14 protein-coding genes, 3 tRNA genes and 1 pseudogene are annotated in these 17,334 nt (G+C 53.2%); 1 reads left to right on the top strand and 17 read right to left on the bottom strand.

Annotation, left to right across the window (positions count from 1 at the left end; all coding sequences use genetic code 11):
• Positions 1-33 precede the first annotated feature (33 nt).
• The 13 genes from KI215_RS04450 to polA form a co-directional block, all read right to left on the bottom strand.
• A complete protein-coding gene (locus tag KI215_RS04450; RefSeq protein ID WP_212774372.1) occupies positions 34-624 on the bottom strand; it encodes a nitroreductase family protein in 591 nt (196 codons plus the stop codon).
• A gap of 152 nt (positions 625-776) precedes the next feature.
• Positions 777-865 (bottom strand) — tRNA-Leu (locus KI215_RS04445).
• A 14-nt stretch (positions 866-879) separates the two neighbouring features.
• Positions 880-954 (bottom strand) — tRNA-Gly (locus KI215_RS04440).
• A gap of 9 nt (positions 955-963) precedes the next feature.
• Positions 964-1,039 (bottom strand) — tRNA-Phe (locus KI215_RS04435).
• Positions 1,040-1,137: 98 nt separating this feature from the next.
• On the bottom strand, positions 1,138-2,073 hold the full coding sequence (gene dnaI / locus KI215_RS04430) for a primosomal protein DnaI (RefSeq protein ID WP_212774371.1): 936 nt from the start codon (positions 2,071-2,073) through the stop codon (positions 1,138-1,140).
• Positions 2,070-3,554: a replication initiation and membrane attachment family protein gene (locus tag KI215_RS04425; RefSeq protein ID WP_212774370.1), complete on the bottom strand. Its 1,485-nt coding sequence runs from the start codon at positions 3,552-3,554 to the stop codon at positions 2,070-2,072. The genes dnaI and KI215_RS04425 overlap by 4 nt, the downstream gene beginning before the upstream one ends.
• Before the next feature lie 101 nt (positions 3,555-3,655).
• Positions 3,656-4,120: a transcriptional regulator NrdR gene (gene nrdR, locus KI215_RS04420; protein ID WP_212774369.1), complete on the bottom strand. Its 465-nt coding sequence runs from the start codon at positions 4,118-4,120 to the stop codon at positions 3,656-3,658.
• A 204-nt stretch (positions 4,121-4,324) separates the two neighbouring features.
• Positions 4,325-5,365, bottom strand: coding sequence for a glyceraldehyde-3-phosphate dehydrogenase (locus KI215_RS04415; protein WP_212774368.1), 1,041 nt, complete (start codon positions 5,363-5,365; stop codon positions 4,325-4,327).
• 242 nt (positions 5,366-5,607) lie between these two features.
• Positions 5,608-6,219, bottom strand: coding sequence for a lytic transglycosylase domain-containing protein (locus KI215_RS04410; protein ID WP_212774367.1), 612 nt, complete (start codon positions 6,217-6,219; stop codon positions 5,608-5,610).
• Positions 6,177-6,791 carry a dephospho-CoA kinase gene (coaE, locus tag KI215_RS04405; RefSeq protein WP_212774366.1) on the bottom strand — a complete coding sequence of 205 codons (615 nt, stop codon included), beginning with the start codon at positions 6,789-6,791 and terminating at the stop codon, positions 6,177-6,179. Before coaE ends, KI215_RS04410 begins: the two co-directional genes overlap by 43 nt.
• Before the next feature lie 243 nt (positions 6,792-7,034).
• Positions 7,035-7,685 carry a sporulation membrane protein YtaF gene (ytaF, locus tag KI215_RS04400; protein WP_212774365.1) on the bottom strand — a complete coding sequence of 217 codons (651 nt, stop codon included), beginning with the start codon at positions 7,683-7,685 and terminating at the stop codon, positions 7,035-7,037.
• A 74-nt stretch (positions 7,686-7,759) separates the two neighbouring features.
• On the bottom strand, positions 7,760-8,584 hold the full coding sequence (gene mutM / locus KI215_RS04395) for a DNA-formamidopyrimidine glycosylase (RefSeq protein WP_212774364.1): 825 nt from the start codon (positions 8,582-8,584) through the stop codon (positions 7,760-7,762).
• Between the two features lie 22 nt (positions 8,585-8,606).
• On the bottom strand, positions 8,607-11,249 hold the full coding sequence (gene polA, locus KI215_RS04390) for a DNA polymerase I (protein WP_212774363.1): 2,643 nt from the start codon (positions 11,247-11,249) through the stop codon (positions 8,607-8,609).
• Positions 11,250-11,600: 351 nt separating this feature from the next.
• Between polA and KI215_RS04385 the strand changes: the two genes are divergently transcribed.
• Positions 11,601-11,717, top strand: a complete 117-nt coding sequence (locus KI215_RS04385; protein ID WP_212774362.1) for a sporulation protein YjcZ — start codon at positions 11,601-11,603, stop codon at positions 11,715-11,717.
• 451 nt (positions 11,718-12,168) lie between these two features.
• Here the strand turns inward: KI215_RS04385 and KI215_RS04380 are convergent, their stop codons facing one another.
• From KI215_RS04380 to KI215_RS04360, 4 genes and pseudogenes are all read right to left on the bottom strand, one after another.
• The gene (locus KI215_RS04380; RefSeq protein WP_212774361.1) at positions 12,169-13,749 is read right to left on the bottom strand and encodes a golvesin C-terminal-like domain-containing protein; all 1,581 of its coding nucleotides are present in this window, start codon (positions 13,747-13,749) and stop codon (positions 12,169-12,171) included.
• Between the two features lie 73 nt (positions 13,750-13,822).
• A complete protein-coding gene (gene manA, locus KI215_RS04375) occupies positions 13,823-14,773 on the bottom strand; it encodes a mannose-6-phosphate isomerase, class I (RefSeq protein WP_212774360.1) in 951 nt (316 codons plus the stop codon).
• 213 nt (positions 14,774-14,986) lie between these two features.
• Positions 14,987-16,875 (bottom strand): annotated as a pseudogene (locus tag KI215_RS04365) (fructose-specific PTS transporter subunit EIIC).
• A gap of 16 nt (positions 16,876-16,891) precedes the next feature.
• Positions 16,892-17,311 carry a PTS sugar transporter subunit IIA gene (locus tag KI215_RS04360; protein ID WP_212774357.1) on the bottom strand — a complete coding sequence of 140 codons (420 nt, stop codon included), beginning with the start codon at positions 17,309-17,311 and terminating at the stop codon, positions 16,892-16,894.
• Positions 17,312-17,334: the final 23 nt, after the last annotated feature.

Here is a 17,334-nt window from a genome sequence, read left to right as displayed (position 1 = left end):
CAAAAAAACAGCCCGCGGCATGCGGGCTGTTTGTTATTTATGATACGGTTCATCCTTATCGATCCACCGCGTTTTTTCACTGGCAGGAGTCCTCTTTTTAACGGGAGCATCGATGGCGGGATAGCCGACGTATACAAAGCCGACCAATTGTTCCTTCTCTCCGAGACCGAACAGTTTCTTCATTTTCGGATGATAACATGGCATGCCGGTCCGCCAGATCGCCCCCAATCCCATTGCGCGGGCGGCGAGCAACATGTTTTGCACGGCCGCATGAACGGCTGCCAGTTCCTCCACCATTTCCACTTTGGGATCGTCGGATGGGGAAACCGCTACCGCGATCACCACCGGAGCACGAAACGGCTTTTGCTCTTCTTTCGCCAATTTGGCCCGGTTTTCGTCCGTCTTGGGGTCCGCCATCTTTTCGCGTGCGATCTCCACCAATGTACGCGCCAAGGGACGGCGCCCCTCACCGGTCAATACAAAAAACCGCCAAGGCTCCGTCATATGATGACATGGCGCCCACACCGCCGCCTCCAGTAATTGCTCAATCATTTTCTGCGGCACTGGGTCCGGTTTCATGACGCCAATGCTTCGACGTGTACGGATTGCTGTCCAAATATCCAAACCGAATCCCCCTCCTTCAACCCATCTATGATTCATTGTAAACCATTTTCCAGTAAATTGCCTGTTCCAAAAATAAAAGCCCTCTTCCCGTTGGAAAGAAGGCTTTGATTGTGATTCTGCAGGATCTTGTCATATACCTCGGCATGGCTGTTTGGTGCCGAGGGTCGGACTCGAACCGACACGGTGGAAACCCACCCCAGGATTTTAAGTCCTGTGCGTCTGCCAATTCCGCCACCCCGGCAAAGGATAAAAAAATGGAGCGGAAGACGGGATTCGAACCCGCGACCCCCGCCTTGGCAAGGCGGTGCTCTACCCCTGAGCCACTTCCGCTCATTGAGATGGTGGTTCGGGACGGAATCGAACCGCCGACACGAGGATTTTCAGTCCTCTGCTCTACCAACTGAGCTACCGAACCACTGTCATCTGAATTCAGTTCAACCGACGAGATTTATTTTATCACGCCCGTCCACAGAAATCAACACCCTTTTTCAAAAAATCCGGGTCCACGAACAATCAGGATGATCGTTGGTTTTCTCTCCAGTTGGGGCCGTCCACGAAATATACGTCAACATAATGGCGAATCCGCTCCATGATCCGTTTGGCTTTCATCCGCTCCACACCGCCTTTGTGGGAATGGGCCAAATGATCCTCCAGCTCGTCCAACGACAGGTTGGAAGTGTAAATGACAGGCAATCCCTCGGCTACACGATATTGCAAAACCGCCCCCAGCACTTCATCGCGAATCCACGGTGTCAACGTTTCCGCGCCGATATCGTCCAGAACCAACACGGACACTTTTTTTAGTGCATCCAACTTTTCCGCTACGGACCCTTCGTTGATGGCATCGCGCAACTCCCGCATAAATTCCGGCACATACACCATCAGGGAATCCACATTGTAATTGACCAATTCCTGTGCGATCGCACCTGCAATCCGGCTTTTGCCCACACCCAGCGGTCCATACAGATATAATCCGCGGCGAGGCTTGCCATGAGCAAACTGACTGCAAAAATCGATGGCCGCTTCAATGACGTCCGCTCGATGCTCATCCTGTTCGATCAACTCAAATGTGGCCGTCAATACATCTTGCGGGATATGGTGACTGCGGATCAAACGGCTTCGCTTTTGCTGTTCTTGGTGAGCCTCCCACTTCTCACAAGGCGTCATCCGGAAATCGAGATATCCCGCATAAACGGACAGCTCCGACCGGTGTCCCTGCACCAGGTTGGGGCATCGGTTTAATCCCGGACAACGGGAACAATGTTCATGCTCCTGCACGTACTGGTGCAAACGAGACAAAGAACGGCGGTATACTTCCATCGGTATATCCGGATGACGCTGAACGAATACTTGTAGAGAAGGGTGAGACAACAAGGTCCGCAACTGTCGTTCCGGATCGGTTTTCAGCTGTTTTTTCCAATGACTGACGTACTTGTCAATCGAATTCACTGACGATTCCCCTTTTCACCGAGGCGTTTGCGCATCAAGGTGAGTTTCGCTTGGATCCGGGCCCGTTTTTCAGCCAGACTTTCCGAGTTTTTTTCGACAGCCCGGGCATCATCCCGTGTCTGGGTAGCCTGTTGTTGGGCACGCTCCATCTGCATGGCCACCGCGTGGGGGAGCTTCTCTTCCCGGATCGCTTTGGTCCGGGAGCCTGCCGAGGTAAATCGTCTGTTCTCCGACTGTTTTTTCCACTCCCAATTCAATTCGCGGCGGGCGATTTCCATCGCTTCCCGAGCGGTTCGCACTTTTCTTCGTTTCCAATGACCGGCGATTTTTTCCACCAAGGCTTTGGGCAGTTTGTAGTCATGCGTATACAACACGTATTCCAGCAGGACGTTGATCACACCATGTGGCAAACCGTATTCGTGCATCAGACGGGCGACCAATTCGACATCGGCATCCGGGATACGCATACCATCCTGAAAATACGACAGCAATTCCAAGGGTGACAGTTGCTCCAGTTCCCGGATATGTTTCTCTTCTTCCGTCATCGCATCAGGTGATTCCTCCGGTTCGGGTAAAGCCGCCTTTTTCCCTTCTTCTGACATCAACGCTTTCTTTTTAATCATCGGCGGTTCGCCGTACTGCAACCGGTATTCTTTTTTGACGAACCGGCGCAAGCGCTCGATGTCAATCTCACCGCCCCTGGTGATATACGGATTTTGCAACGCCCGAAGCAAATCCGGATCACTCAGTCCGTACAGGAATCGGATCTCCTGAATTTGCCGCTTCACCTCATCCGTCCACGCCTCATCCGGAATCACCGTTTTCAAGCGGGAACGGATCATATCAAACGTATCCTCATCCCAGTGAAACGGCGGGGCTTGTCCATCCTTCACCTCTGATGGCTCCCGCTCCAACGGCAAAAACGATTGGGTATCCGCCTGTGCAGCCGCCACCTCCGAAGGAGACAAACATCCGAATACTTCCTGAAACGATTTGGTGACATTCACTCTCTCATCCGGTTCACCTGTATCTCCTTCTTTGTTCAACAACTGCCGCCGGAGTGCCAGATAGGCATCCTTGCCCAAACGGTGATACAACGTAATACTGAGTACATCACTTTGGAAAAAGCGCTCCGGAACCAATGGCGGCACCAACTCGTACTCGATCCGGTAGGTCGGGTTGTCACGAACCTCATACGTGTTGAGCAGACCCACACCTTCCAGTAAAAATCGATTTTCCAACAAATCCTGCCAAGAAACGGACAGCAGATTCATCAGATACAAATGGGAATGGGCATCCGATCGACCAGCCCGATCCGGCGGTGCCTGATACGCCAGGGTGAGATACAGAGCGATGGCGGTCGAACCGACGATGGGTTGATACAAATGCAACAATCCGATGATATCCGCCAGATGGATGGGGCGGCGGGTTCGGCAGATCCATTCGTCGCGAGGTGTACACTGATTCCATAACATCGACATCCACCAAGCCCCCCGTCGCTTCGTCCAAAATCGTTCTCTTATTTTATCACAGGAAAACGAAAGCGACATAACCGCCACTGAGCCACACCGGTTCGACAAGATCAGGATTTTCCCGTCCTGTTCAGCAAATCCTCCAATTCCCGTACAAATGCATCGATATCCTGAAATTGACGGTAGACGGATGCAAACCGCACATAAGCCACTTCGTCCACATCCACCAGTCGCTCCATGATCATCTCGCCAATCTCCTTGGTGGGAACTTCCGTTTCCCCCCGCTCGCGCAAGGTACGTTCAATTTCATCCACGAGCGCTTCCAGCCGTTCCAGGGGCACATCACGCTTTTCACACGCGCGGAACAAGCCCCGCAGGATTTTTTCTCTGCTAAATACCTCCCGGCCCCCGTCCTTCTTAATCACCATCAGTGGTTTTTCCTCCACAGTTTCAAAGGTGGTGAACCGCCTGCCGCACGCCTCGCATTCGCGACGCCGACGGATCGATTTTCCCTCGTTGGCCGGACGGGAGTCCAGAACCCGGCTTCCCATGCTCCCGCAAAATGGGCACCGCATGCAACATTCCTCCCCGTATTGGACCGTTAACTGTTTCGTATGTAAAGCGCTTTGCCCAGTCCGTCGCTTTGATAGTATTCCATCTTACAGGAAATTTGCAACAGGAAATCAACGTGAGACAAAAAGAAAAAACCGGCTGTGAGAGTCGTCCGTCCGTTCCTCTCCTTGCCGGTCAACATGGTGAGATTGGCGGGGAATCCATTGTCAGACCGTAGCTTCTTGTCTCACTTTCGTTTCATGGTTCAGAAACGAACCAATATGCTTGACCAAATCGACCACACGACAAGAGTAGCCCCATTCGTTATCGTACCACGCCAGCACTTTCACCTGCTTCTCGCTGATCACCATCGTCGAGGGTGCATCAATAATGGCCGAGTGGTCGTTGCCGTTGAAGTCGGAGGAGACCAGCGGGAGTTCACAGTATTGAAGGTATCCTTTCATCGTGGTTTCCGCCGCTTCTTTCAGCACATGGTTCACCTTTTCGACCGTGACCGGCACGCGCAGATCGGCCACCAGATCCACCACCGACACGTTGGGCGTCGGGACGCGCAATGCCAACCCGTTCAGCTTGCCGTTCAGTTCGGGCATGACTTTGCCAATCGCTTTGGCCGCACCTGTTTTGGTGGGAATGATCGATTGGGCACAAGCACGGGCCCGGCGCAAATCCTTGTGCGGATTGTCCAGGTTTTTTTGATCGTTGGTATAGGCATGAACCGTGGTCACCAACCCGCTTTCGATACCAAACGCATCATGCAGTACTTTTACCACCGGCGCCAAGCAGTTGGTGGTGCAGGAAGCATTGGAGATGATATGATGTTTCTCCGGATCGTAATCTCCTTCATTGACCCCCATGACAATGGTTACATCTTCGTCCTTGCCCGGAGCTGTAATCACCACTTTTTTCGCGCCCGCCTGCAAGTGAAGTCCGGCACCCTCCCGGTCACGGAATTTGCCCGTCGCTTCGACCACGACATCTACACCCAGTTCCGCCCACGGCAACCGGGAGGGGTCACGATCACCCACCAGCTTTACTTTGTATCCGTTTACAATGATCCCGTCATCCACCGCACGCACGTCGTCCGTCATCATGCCGTGCACGGTATCGAATTTGACCAGATGGGCCAGCGTCTCCGCCGGATAAGTAGCGTTGATAGCAACAATTTCAATGTCGGGATCATGAATCGCCTTGCGAAAAACCATCCGCCCGATCCGTCCGAATCCGTTGATTGCCATTTTTAGTGGCATAATAATTCCCCTTCCCGTCCTTTATATAACACATCATTCCCCTATATATTATAATCAGTATGTCACATTTTGCAACGTGGAAAATAGAAAAACCTCGCCCTGAATTTGGTGGGATGAGTTGATTGACATACGCGATATTGATCAGATACGCCCCATCCATAAGTCGGATGACCGAAGACTGAGTTTAAAGAAAAAGGCGCACCCGGATCGAATGAATCGATCCAGGCACGCCCTTGAGCGGTTTATTCGGGTGCCAGCGGTCCGTAAATCGTCTTGTATTTTTCGTAGAAAAACATCACCCGTTGGATGTAATGTCGAGTTTCCCCGTAGGGAATCTGTCGGACGTGCGCTTTGGTTCCGTCCCATCTTCCCTGCTTCAGCCATTTTTGCACGTTGCCCGGCCCTGCATTGTACGCGGCGACTGCAGCCACCTTATTACCCTTGAATTCCCGAGTCAAACCGGCGATCCACCAAGTGCCGATATGTATGTTGATCGCGGGATCTTTCACGTTCTCACGAAACGTTTTAGGAAATTTGCCGTGTTGAATGGCCCAATCCACTGTGCTGGGCATCAACTGCATTAATCCTTCGGCTCCTTTGACGGATCGCTTGTTGGGGTCAAATTTGCTCTCCACCCGAATAATGGCCATCACCAAGAAGGGATCGGCTCCGTTAACCTCAGAGCTGTAAAAGATCTGCTCCTCATATTTCAATGGGTACATCCAACGTACAAACAAAGGAAGTGCCACCAATAAGACTGCTGCCACAGTCAAAAACGCGATCAGCATCGTCCGCTTGCGAGGCAGGGCAACTAGCGCCGGTCGTAACCATTTTTTGAGTTTAGCAATTTCCATATTTGATCAACCTGTCTTTCCGTTTCCGCCAAATTTCCTGAATTATCAATCAAAAAGTCAGCAAAACGTTTTTTTTCTTCAATGGATATCTGACTGGCAATCCGTCGCCTAGCCTCCTCTTCGCTCAGACCGTCCCTGGCCATCAGCCGTTGCAATTGCAACGATTCCGGGACATATACAACGATAACTTTTTCTACCGATTTCGTCAAATTCCCTTCTATCAACAGCGGGGTGTCCCAGACGACGATTCCGTCGGGATCGCGTTCCCGCCACCGCTTCGTCAGTATTTGCATCTGTTCTACGATCAGGGGATGCAACATCTGGTTCAATGTTTCCCGCGCTTCGGCATCGCGAAACACCCGTGCCCCCAGCGCTTGCCGATTCAATGTCCCGTCGGGGTGGAACACCTCCTTACCGAAACGGGCACGAATCCGATGCCATCCTTCGGTGTGTGGTTCCACCACCTCCCGCGCCACTTGGTCGGCATCGATAATATGCGCCCCCCGTTCAGCCAACATCCGGGAAACCGTACTTTTCCCCGTCGCAATCCCGCCGGTCAATCCGATAACCACATCCTATCCTCCTTCTGGAGCATGTCTGGTGAATATTGTGCCATTGATTTCCCGACTCGCTCCGCCTGCGCGTGCAAGAAGCGAGTTCATACCGCTCCGATCCGGAGCGCAGAACGCGGGCAAAGTAGGCTTCGCTGAGAGGAAGTTGCCCGCGGTTGCATGCCTGCGATTTCCGGTGCTTCACTCGGGATGGCTTGGTATGTGGCTCATCCGTGAATCGATTTGCTCCTTCAAGACACGCCCCTAGTGAATCAGACGGAACAGACCAATGGCAATCATCAGTAAACCGGGCAGGAACTCCACCGCTGATACCCATCGTCGTCCCGACACTTTCCATCCTGTCCGAATACCGGCCAACAGAAACAGTGCACTGGTTCCGGCGATCGCCAATGCGAGAGGGAACGGCGGATACCCCATCATCGCCGCTCCCAAACCGGCTCCAAAGGCATCCAACGAGAGTGCCAATCCCAACCACACAGCTTCCAAGGGAGAAATCACACCGGATCGGTCCATGTCAGCCGCCATCGGCGTTTTCAAAATCTGTACGACCAATCCGAGCATCCGGATTTCAAAGGACAGTACCGTCTTGCCCGTTTCCGCTTCCCGACGCGCAACCGGTTCCTCCTCCCGTTGTTCGTTGTTGATCAACGTCCATACGCCGATGCCGATCAAAATGAGTGCACCCATCAACCGGCTCCAAAACGGGGAGAAACCGTGTGCGATCCAACGTCCCGCATGCAGGGAGAGAAGCATCAACCCGCCAGAGAATCCAGCTATGACACCGACCGAAGCGATCGGAATCCTCACTTTCCGCATGCCGTAGGTCATACCGGCCACGAAACCGTCAAAGCTGACCGCACTGGCCAGCAACCACATCGACAGGGTGGGCCACACTTCGCTCTCCCCTTTCTCATCAAACTCCACCCTATTTTATGTGGAAAGGGGAGCGGATAGTGCTTATCCCGGCGTCACCGCTGGCAATGCAGGCAGACATGCGTACCCCGACCGGCGACGACCAGCCGCGTGATTGGTTCTCCGCAGCGTACACAGGGCTCGCCTTTGCGTCCGTAAACTTGAATTTGCAGTTGAAACATCCCCATCTCCCCCTTGCTGTCCACATACGAACGGACGGACGAGCCGCCCAGCCGCACCGCCTCGGCCAAGGTGGAGCGGATGCTTTCGTACAACCGCCTCTGCTCCGCTTCGGTCAATGCATCCGCTGGTCTCTCGGGATGGAGTCCGGCGGTAAACAACGCTTCATCGACATAGATATTGCCCAAACCGACCAGAAACTCCTGGTTGAGCAGGAGCGCTTTTAGCTTGGTTTTGCGTCCGGCCAGCCGCGCGCGGAACACATCCAGCGTAAAGTCGTCCGACAGCGGTTCCGGCCCCAGTTTGTTGAGCGGAGGATGTTGTTCCTCCTCCCCCGCTGGATAGAGATGCATGGTACCGAACTGCCGCACGTCGCGGTACCGCAACTCCGTTTTGTCGGTAAAGCGGAAAATCACATGTGTGTGCTTTTCCACCGGCTCATCATGTTGCGCCAGCGAATACCGGCCTTCCATGCGCAAATGGGAGACGAGTACCCAATCACCGAAAAAGATGCGCAGAAACTTGCCCCTGCGCCCCACACCGGTTACCTTAGTTCCGATCAACCGCTGAACAAACAGGTCGACATCCGGCGGTTCCTTGACGATTTTGGGCAGGAAAACGGCAACATCCGCCACCGTTTTCCCAACGATCAATTGCTCCAGCGTTCGTCTCACTGTCTCCACTTCAGGCAATTCCGGCAACGTTCAACCCCTCCTGCGACCATTACTTCGCTTGATACCATGTAGGACCGTGATGGACATCCACTTTGAGCGGAACGGACAGCGCCATCGTACCCTCCATCACTTCCCGTACTGTTTTCTTCATCCAATCCAACTCGGATGCCGGCACTTCGAAAATCAACTCGTCATGCACCTGGAGCAACATGCGGCTTTGGGCGCCCTTCTCCTTCAACACTTCATCCATGCGTACCATCGCCGACTTGATGATGTCTGCCGCAGTTCCCTGGATCGGGGTGTTCATCGCCGTCCGTTCGGCGAAACTGCGCAGGTTGTAGTTACGTGAGCGGATGTCCGGCAGATAACGACGCCGGTTCAGCATCGTGGTGACGTAACCGTCCTGTTTGGCCTGCTCCACAACGCGCTCCATGTACGCTTTGACACCCGGATAGCTCGCAAAATATCTTTCGATGAACTCCGCCGCTTCTTTGCGGGAGATGTTTAGGTTTTGTGACAATCCGTAATCGCTGATCCCGTAGACAATCCCAAAATTGACCGCTTTGGCGTGGCGACGCATCAACGGTGTCACTTCTTCCTCTGACACGCCGAATACATCCATCGCCGTCTTGGTGTGGATGTCCATATCCCGTACAAACGCTTCCTTCAGGTTTTCGTCTCCGGACAGATGGGCCAATACACGCAGCTCGATCTGAGAATAATCGGCGGACAGGATCAGCCAATCCGGCTCGGACGGCACGAACACCTGACGGATGCGACGTCCCTCTTCCAAGCGGATCGGGATGTTTTGCAAATTGGGTTCTGTGCTGGACAGACGACCTGTCGCCGTGATGGTCTGGTTGAACCGGGTGTGGATTTTGCCTGTCTCCGGGTCGATCTCCTTCAGCAACCCCTCTACATAGGTGGAAATCAGTTTGCCCACCTGGCGGAAATGAAGAATCTTCTCCACGATTTCGTGTTGGGGGGCCAGTTTTTCCAGCACGTCAGCACTGGTGGAATAACCGGTTTTGGTCTTTTTCAATACCGGCAGGCCCAATTTGTCAAACAGGATTTCACCCAATTGTTTCGGCGAATTGATGTTGAACTCTGTGCCCGCCAAATCGTAAATCTCTTGGGTCAAGACATCCAATTGTTTTTTCAGTTCCTCACCCAGCTTTTCCAACCGCTCCCGATCCACTTTCACCCCAACGCATTCCATGTCGGCCAGTACGCGGGAGAGCGGCATTTCCAGCTCAGAAAACAACGACATCATCCGAGCGTCGTCCAATTCCTCGACCAGCAAGGGATGGAGGCGCACCATTGCCGCCGTTTTCCGCGCCAGATGGCGGGCCAGCTCGTCTTCATCCGGTTGGCGCCGCTTTTGTCCTTTGCCGTAAAACGATTCGTCGTCCGGCAGACTGCCGTCCAGTTTGCGTCGCACCACATCGGAAAGCTCATGAGTGGACTCCGACGGGTTGAGCAGATAGGATGCGAGCAAAATATCGAACGAAAATCCGGTGACTTGTACCCCGTGACGTCGCAGCGCGACCGTGGCGGCCTTCACATCGTATCCGATCTTTTCCTTTGATGAATCGGCCAACCACGACAGCAGCACATCGTGTTGACGCGCGGTTTCCCACGGCAGGTACACGTGCCGCTCCCCATCGGACAGCGCCACACCGATAATATCAGCGCGATGATAATTCGTCTCGCTCAATTCGACGTGACAAGCGAGGCGTTCCTGTGTGAGCAGCTCGTCCAACTGCGCATCCGATTCATGTACGATTTGGACCTCAATCTCCTGAGCATCGTCTCGATCCGCAGTCTCCTCTGCTTCCCCCAACCGATCGATGAGCGATTGAAAGGCCAGCCGCTTGAACAGTTCCAGCACCCGCTGTCGGTCATACTGGACAAATTTGATATCCTCCAGGTCAAATGTCAGGGGAACATTACAATGGATGGTGGCCAGCTTTTTGCTGAGCCGGGCTTGTTCCCGGTGTTCGGCCACCCGTTCCCGCAACTTTTTGCCAGGCAGTTCATCCACATGCTCCAACACTTCTTCGACGGAACCGAACTGATGGAGCAGTTTGAGCGCCGTTTTTTCCCCCACTCCCGGGATGCCCGGGATATTGTCCGACGGGTCGCCCATCAGCCCTTTCAAATCGATGATCTGTTCCGGCTTTAAGCCGTACCGTTCCTTCACTGCATCGACATCGTACCGTTCCGTTTCGGTGACACCCTTGCGCGTCAGCAACAGATGCACCTTGTCGGTCACCAGCTGAAGCAAGTCCTTGTCTCCGGTGACGATCAACGTGTCGAGGCCGGACCGTTCAGCTTGGCGAGCCAATGTGCCGATGATGTCGTCGGCCTCAAAACCTTCCAGCTCAAAATGGCGGATACCGAACGCATCCAGCACCTCTTTGATCAGCGGGATCTGCTGGGAAAACTCGCCCGGTGTCTTTTCCCGCTTTCCCTTGTACTCCTGATAGTCGTCGTGGCGAAACGTTGTCTTGCCTGCGTCGAACGCCACGAGTATATGGGAAGGTGCTTCCTCTTCCAGCACCTTCATCAACATCATCGTAAAACCGTACACCGCGTTCGTATAGACGCCTGCCGAATTGGATAGGAGCGGCAGGGCAAAAAACGCACGGAACGCGATGCTGTTGCCGTCAATTAATACCAGTTTGTCCATGCCATCGTTCCCCCGCAATCTTTTCGGGCCGGTGATCACCCGACCATTATTGGGTCGTGTCTGGTCAATCCAAGAATCAATGCAGTTGTCTTAGACACACCCTAACCGTTCATTTGCGCACATGTCCATTGTACCCCGAGTAAGCCATTCGGCACAAACAGGCTCCCTTTTTGGGCTAAGTTGTGTTCTGGCGAATATCGTTGTCTTCTGATGCCTTAACCAGATACGCTCCAGGCGTGTTGATCCATCCGAATCTTCCTGCCCGATTTTTTCAAACCGGGACAAATGCGGTTCCCCTTCTTGCCTCTCTCCAATACATTATCACGAAAGCACAGAGAGGAGTTGGATTCCATGAGCGGAGGATTTGGTTACGGATATGGTTTCGGCATCGGCCTGCGCCGTCTGTTGATCTTCCTGTTGGTGATCGCCACCATTTTCGTCTTTGCCGGAGTGGGCTTCGGTTACTGATTCTGATCCTAACCAGGAAGAACTACCAAGAAGCACCCCGTGCATGCACATGGGGTGCTTTTTCATTTTGATGACAAAGCCCTCTCTTGAGACTTCTTTTTTTGAGGAGGGATATTCTTGAAACATTCGTCGATCGTGCACCGCATTTTCCAACAGATTCCCGTGCACAAAGAACTGGCCAACAAACTCCATGGCAAGCGTTCCGTCACAGTCGTGCAATAAGGCAAATCGCAAAAGCACCGCGCCTTTGGCGACCGAAGCGCCCATATCATTGGGAAAAACGGTTCCGTCCGCAAACGGACGCGGTCAACATCAATCGCCCCATAAAGCAAAAAGGGAGCCGACCACTGCCCGGCCCAATCGGCCGGGCAAAGCGGGTTATGGCTCCCATCTTTATTGATACCCTAGCTGAATCCGGGTGGGCCTTTTTCATTCTACAACTAAAACGCCATCATCGCTTCACCACTTTGATCGCATCGGCGACCACATACCCACTACCGGAAGTCCAACGGGAGACGCCGATGATCCAATCGTCACCCGCTCCCAACGAATATGTGCCGAGCAACACCCATTTTCCGCCGTTGATGCGCTGATCCGTATACACCGTCATGTTACCGGTGGTCGTTTTGATCACGAAAGGCGTCGCACTGTTGTACCCGCTGTTGGCCGGCCACCAAGCATATACATCATAGATGCCGGCCGTGGCGATGTTCAGTTTGTACCAAACCGCATCGCTGATGGGCTGCGGGGTGGCAAATCGGTAGTCGGAACCGTATTTCTGCGTATTCCAAGAGCTGACCTGCCAATTGGCACTGGCTGAAAACCGCCCCGACGTGGCGTTGTCGACGATAATCGTGGGTGCCTGAGTCACCAGGGACATATAATAGGTCCAGTCCCATCCCGGTCCTGGGTCGGTATGCGTCGCTCCCGGAACCTCATAATGCCCGATGATGTGCGCCCGATCTTTCGGGATTCCGTACGTGTCGCAGATCCAACGCGTCAGGTTGGCCGAGGACCGATACATCGTATCCGTATACCAACTGGGATCGTTCACGTATCCCTCATGTTCGATCCCGATACTGTGGACGTTGTAGTCCCAGTTTCCCGCATGCCAGGCAATATCCTTGTTTTGTACCATCTGTGTGATCGCCCCGTCGCTGGAGCGGATCACATAATGTGCACTCACTTTGGCCGACGGGTTTTGAAACCAACTAATGGTCCCCGCGTAGCTACCTTCCGTTGTATGAATAATCACATAATTGATCGCATTCCCATCCGCCTCCCGATTGGCCGTGGTGTAATTGCCACTGTTGGCCGGAACCCAAAGAGCGCCCGGATAATCTGGTGTGGCAAAGGGCAGAACCTCTTTCACTCTCTCATAAAGACCGCGGTTCAATGTTACCGCCGTGGGCGGCAGCCATATGTCTTCGCCCCCGGCGGAACGATAGGCGCCGCGCTGGATGATCCGAAACACTTCATCCGCGTACCATTTGGCCGTCAAATCGGAACCAGTACCACCGTACGCCGCTACTGTCGTGTACCAATCCCCCAGTTTGGACGGGAGGCGACCCGCGTGTTGTCGGCGTGCTTCCTGTGCCATGACAGCGGCCGATCCCCTGATATTCTGCTTAACATCGGTTTTCAACGTTTTCACCGACACGCCCAACAAGCGAGCCGCTTCTTTCAATGTGTGGTTGTTGGGATTGTCCGCCAAGTGCATGATTCCGTATCCGTTCAATTGACTCGGTTTCCCTCCGTGATCCATCCATCGAGATTCGGCATAACCCACAGCCTTCAATACCTGTACGGGCAATCCGAACTCTTTGGCCGCCTGCTGAAAATAACGGGATAACCGACCGACCCGCAACGTTTTTTCCGACAGTACCGGCGTCGATACCGTCGATCTCATCAACGGCTTCGACGATGCCCGTTCATGTTCCGTTGACGGGGAGGCAGCCTGCATCGTTGGCGACAAAGCCAGAACCCACCCCAACGTCAACGCCAACCAACACAGCGTTCGACCCAAGCGCATCACGATTCCTCCTGCTCATGGTGATATGCCAGAAACAGGATATTCCCGACCCGCTTGGGCGGTTCTTAGGCATTCACGGAAAAGAAATGATCAGCGTCAATTCTCCCGTCAACCGTACTTGTCCGATCCCGTACGGTAAAATGAAATGATCTCCTTTTTTGACGGAACGGGCACCTGAATCACTGACCAACTCCCCGTTCCCGTCGATGACGCTGACATTCATGAAAGCGTGTGGTTGCCACAAGTCCATGTTCCCGTTGACATCCCATTTTTGAACTGTGAAATAGTCACATGTGATGAAGGTGGTGACACTCCCACCCGGCACCTTACTTACTTGCGGGCAGCAAACCGCGTCCCGATGAGGGTACCGGATCACATCCAACGCCCGCTCGATGTGCAATTCCCTTTTGTTTCCCGCTGTGTCGACCCGGTCGTAATCGTATAGTCGGTAAGTGGTATCAGAATTTTGTTGCGTTTCCAACACCAACATTCCCGCACCAAGTGCATGAACGGTACCGCTGGGTACGTAGAAAAAATCTCCCGGTTTTACTTTGACCCGATGCAGTAACCGGTCCCATTCCCCCTTTTGCAATCGTTCCTCAAATTCTTCCCGGGTTTGTGCCGAATGACCATAGACCATCTCTGCGTCATCGGTGCAATCAATTACGTACCAACATTCCGTTTTGCCGTTTTCTCCCCGCTCCCATCGGTTGGCATATGAGTCGTCCGGGTGCACCTGAACGGAGAGATCATCGTTCGTATCCAATATTTTGACCAAAAGGGGAAACGATTCGGACGGATGGTGACCGAACAGCTCCCGATGATGATTCCACAGCTCTCCCAGTTTCCAACCCGCATAGGGACCATCCGCTACGGTGCTCTGCCCGTTCGGATGTGCGGAGATCGCCCAACATTCGCCGGTTTTTTCGGACGGAATGTCGTAATGAAACCTTTCTCTCAGCGTATATCCACCCCAAATCCGCTCCTTGAACACCGGTTTGAGAAAAATAGGCGCCGGTTGCAACAAACAACCACCTCCGATACAGAGAATATCTTCGACTTTGTTTGACTTTCAGGGGCAATCTTAAAGAGAGATCCGGAAAAGCGAGAAATCGTGACAATGTGGTTAACACGCACACATTTGAGGAGCGGGACCGAATTTCCCGTCGAGGTGCGGAGCGGAGACGGGAAATCGGTGCCCGCCGGATAAATGATGCTTGCGATACGGATCAATTACCTAGACCGCAGCCAACAATTGGAGCGCCTTCTCCTTCGTCGCTACCTCCTGCAAAGCGTTTCGAAACTTCTCGTCGATCAGTTTTTGTGCTAATAACCGAAGGATTTGTAAATGCTCATTTCCGGCTTGTTTTTCGGGTACAGCGATTAGGAAGACCAACTGAACCTTTTCTCCTGATGAGTCCCACACCAATCCTTCCTTTTTCATGCCGAATGCGACACGCGGTGTTTTCACAGCATCTGATTTGCCATGCGGGATGGCGATACCGAACCCGATTCCGGTATGGCCTTGTTTCTCGCGTTCTATGACGGCTTCCCTGAACCTTGAGGCATCGATGAGTACACCCGCACGATCCAACATTTGAATCATTTCATCTAAAACCTCTTCTTTATGGCAACCGTTTAATTGCAAATTAATCAAATCCTCAGTAATCAATTGTGCCATGTTCATTTTCTCCACCCCTCGCCCGTGTTTTCTTACTTACCATCGGAGACCTTTTTTTTCAGTGCATTTACCAACAATGCCGTTACAACCGTCCCCACCACGATGGCAAAGGCAAACATCGGAACATGGTCAACAGCTTGGAATACCGCCACAATCGGACCCCCATGCGGCACATGGTCGGTGACGCCTCCCAGCATGGCGATAACGGCCGCCACCATGGAACCGATCATGATGCTGGGGATGACACGGAGAGGATCCCGGGATGCAAACGGAATCGCCCCTTCCGTGATTCCAACCAGTCCCATGGCCAAAGCTGCTTTCCCTGCCTCCCATTCTTCAGGGTAATATTTTCGTTTATCCAGGAGTGTTGCCAAACCCATGCCCAGCGGTGGCGTGCAAATGGCAGCAGCGATTGCTCCCATGATAAAGGGCTGTCCTTGACCGATCATCGCCGCTCCGAACAGAAATGCCACTTTGTTGATCGGGCCGCCCATGTCAAAAGCAATCATCGCCCCCAAAATCAGCGCCAACACCACTTTGCTGGCACCTTGCATACCGTTGAGCCAATCGGTCAACCCTGTCATGATAGCAGATATGGGTGCACCAATCACATAGATAAAGAGAACAGCGACCAAAATGGACGTGACCAGCGGAATCACCAAAATGGGCATGATGGGCTGAATCATCTTCGGAACACGCAAAGACTTGATGCCTTTGGCAATGTAGCCCGCCAGAAATCCGGCGATAATCCCACCGATGAACCCGGCACCCGCTTCGCTGCCGTAAAAACTCCCGTTAGCCGCAATATAACCACCGATCATACCGGGAGCCAGACCAGGACGATCCGCGATACTGTAAGCAATAAATCCGGCCAAGATAGGGACCATGAACAGAAAACCGGCCTTGCCTACCTCCAGTAACGGTTTCCAGAATGAATGCTCGGGAACCACAAAACCTTCGGGAGTGGGTTTTCCTCCGAACCCGAGCGACAATGCGATCAACAATCCGCCGACCACCACGAACGGGATCATATAGGAAACCCCGCTCATGAGGTTGCGATAAAAGGACCGCTGTGATTCCGTCTTTTGCGCTTGTGTGTCCTCCCGTTCCCGTGCCACTTTTTCCGGGTCCCGGTATACGGGAACATTGCCCTCAGCGAAGCGTTTCAACAACTCTTCCGGTCGATGGATCGCATCCTGCACCGAACATTCCAAAACCCGTTTACCGTGGAAACGTTGCTTGTCCACATCCTTATCCGCGGCCAGAATGATCCCGTCCGCTTCCAGAATCTCTTCTTGAGTGAAAGCATTTTCCACACCGATAGATCCCCAAGTTTCCACTTTGATCGTATGTCCGGACTCTTCCGCCGCTTTCTTCAACTTTTCAGCGGCAATGTACGTGTGAGCGATACCAACCGGACAAGCCGTCACTGCAAGTAGTTTCATCCCTTCCCCCTCGCTTTCACAGTTCATTTAGAAATTGTTCGACGGTATCCACATTTCGCAGTGCATGGAGGCGAACCGGATTTTCCGACAGTTCCACCAAATCCGAAAAGACACGTTCTGCCGTTTCTTTGTCTTGCCACTTCACACACGGCATAAAGACGAGGAAGACCGGCTCGCCATGCCAATCCACCGGTTTGTTCAACCGGGCCACCGCCACAGTCGAATGAAGCACGAGATCGACTCCACCATGCGGGATTGCCACACCTCCCCCGATGTAGGTGCTTGATATTTGCTCCCTTTCCCATGCGCTTTCGACAAATCCTTTCCCTGCGTACCCCGCTTCAATCAGCCGATCGGCCAATAATCGAATGACTTGGTAGCGGTCTACGCCGTCCACATCGAGTAAAACCATCCGTGGATCGATAAACGCTTTCAATGTGGCAACGGAACCCTGTCGGT

This window comes from Polycladomyces abyssicola, assembly GCF_018326425.1.
Classification (GTDB): domain Bacteria; phylum Bacillota; class Bacilli; order Thermoactinomycetales; family JIR-001; genus Polycladomyces; species Polycladomyces abyssicola.
Note: the sequence above shows the minus strand (reverse complement) of the source record. Positions and strands in the feature narration are given on the sequence as shown.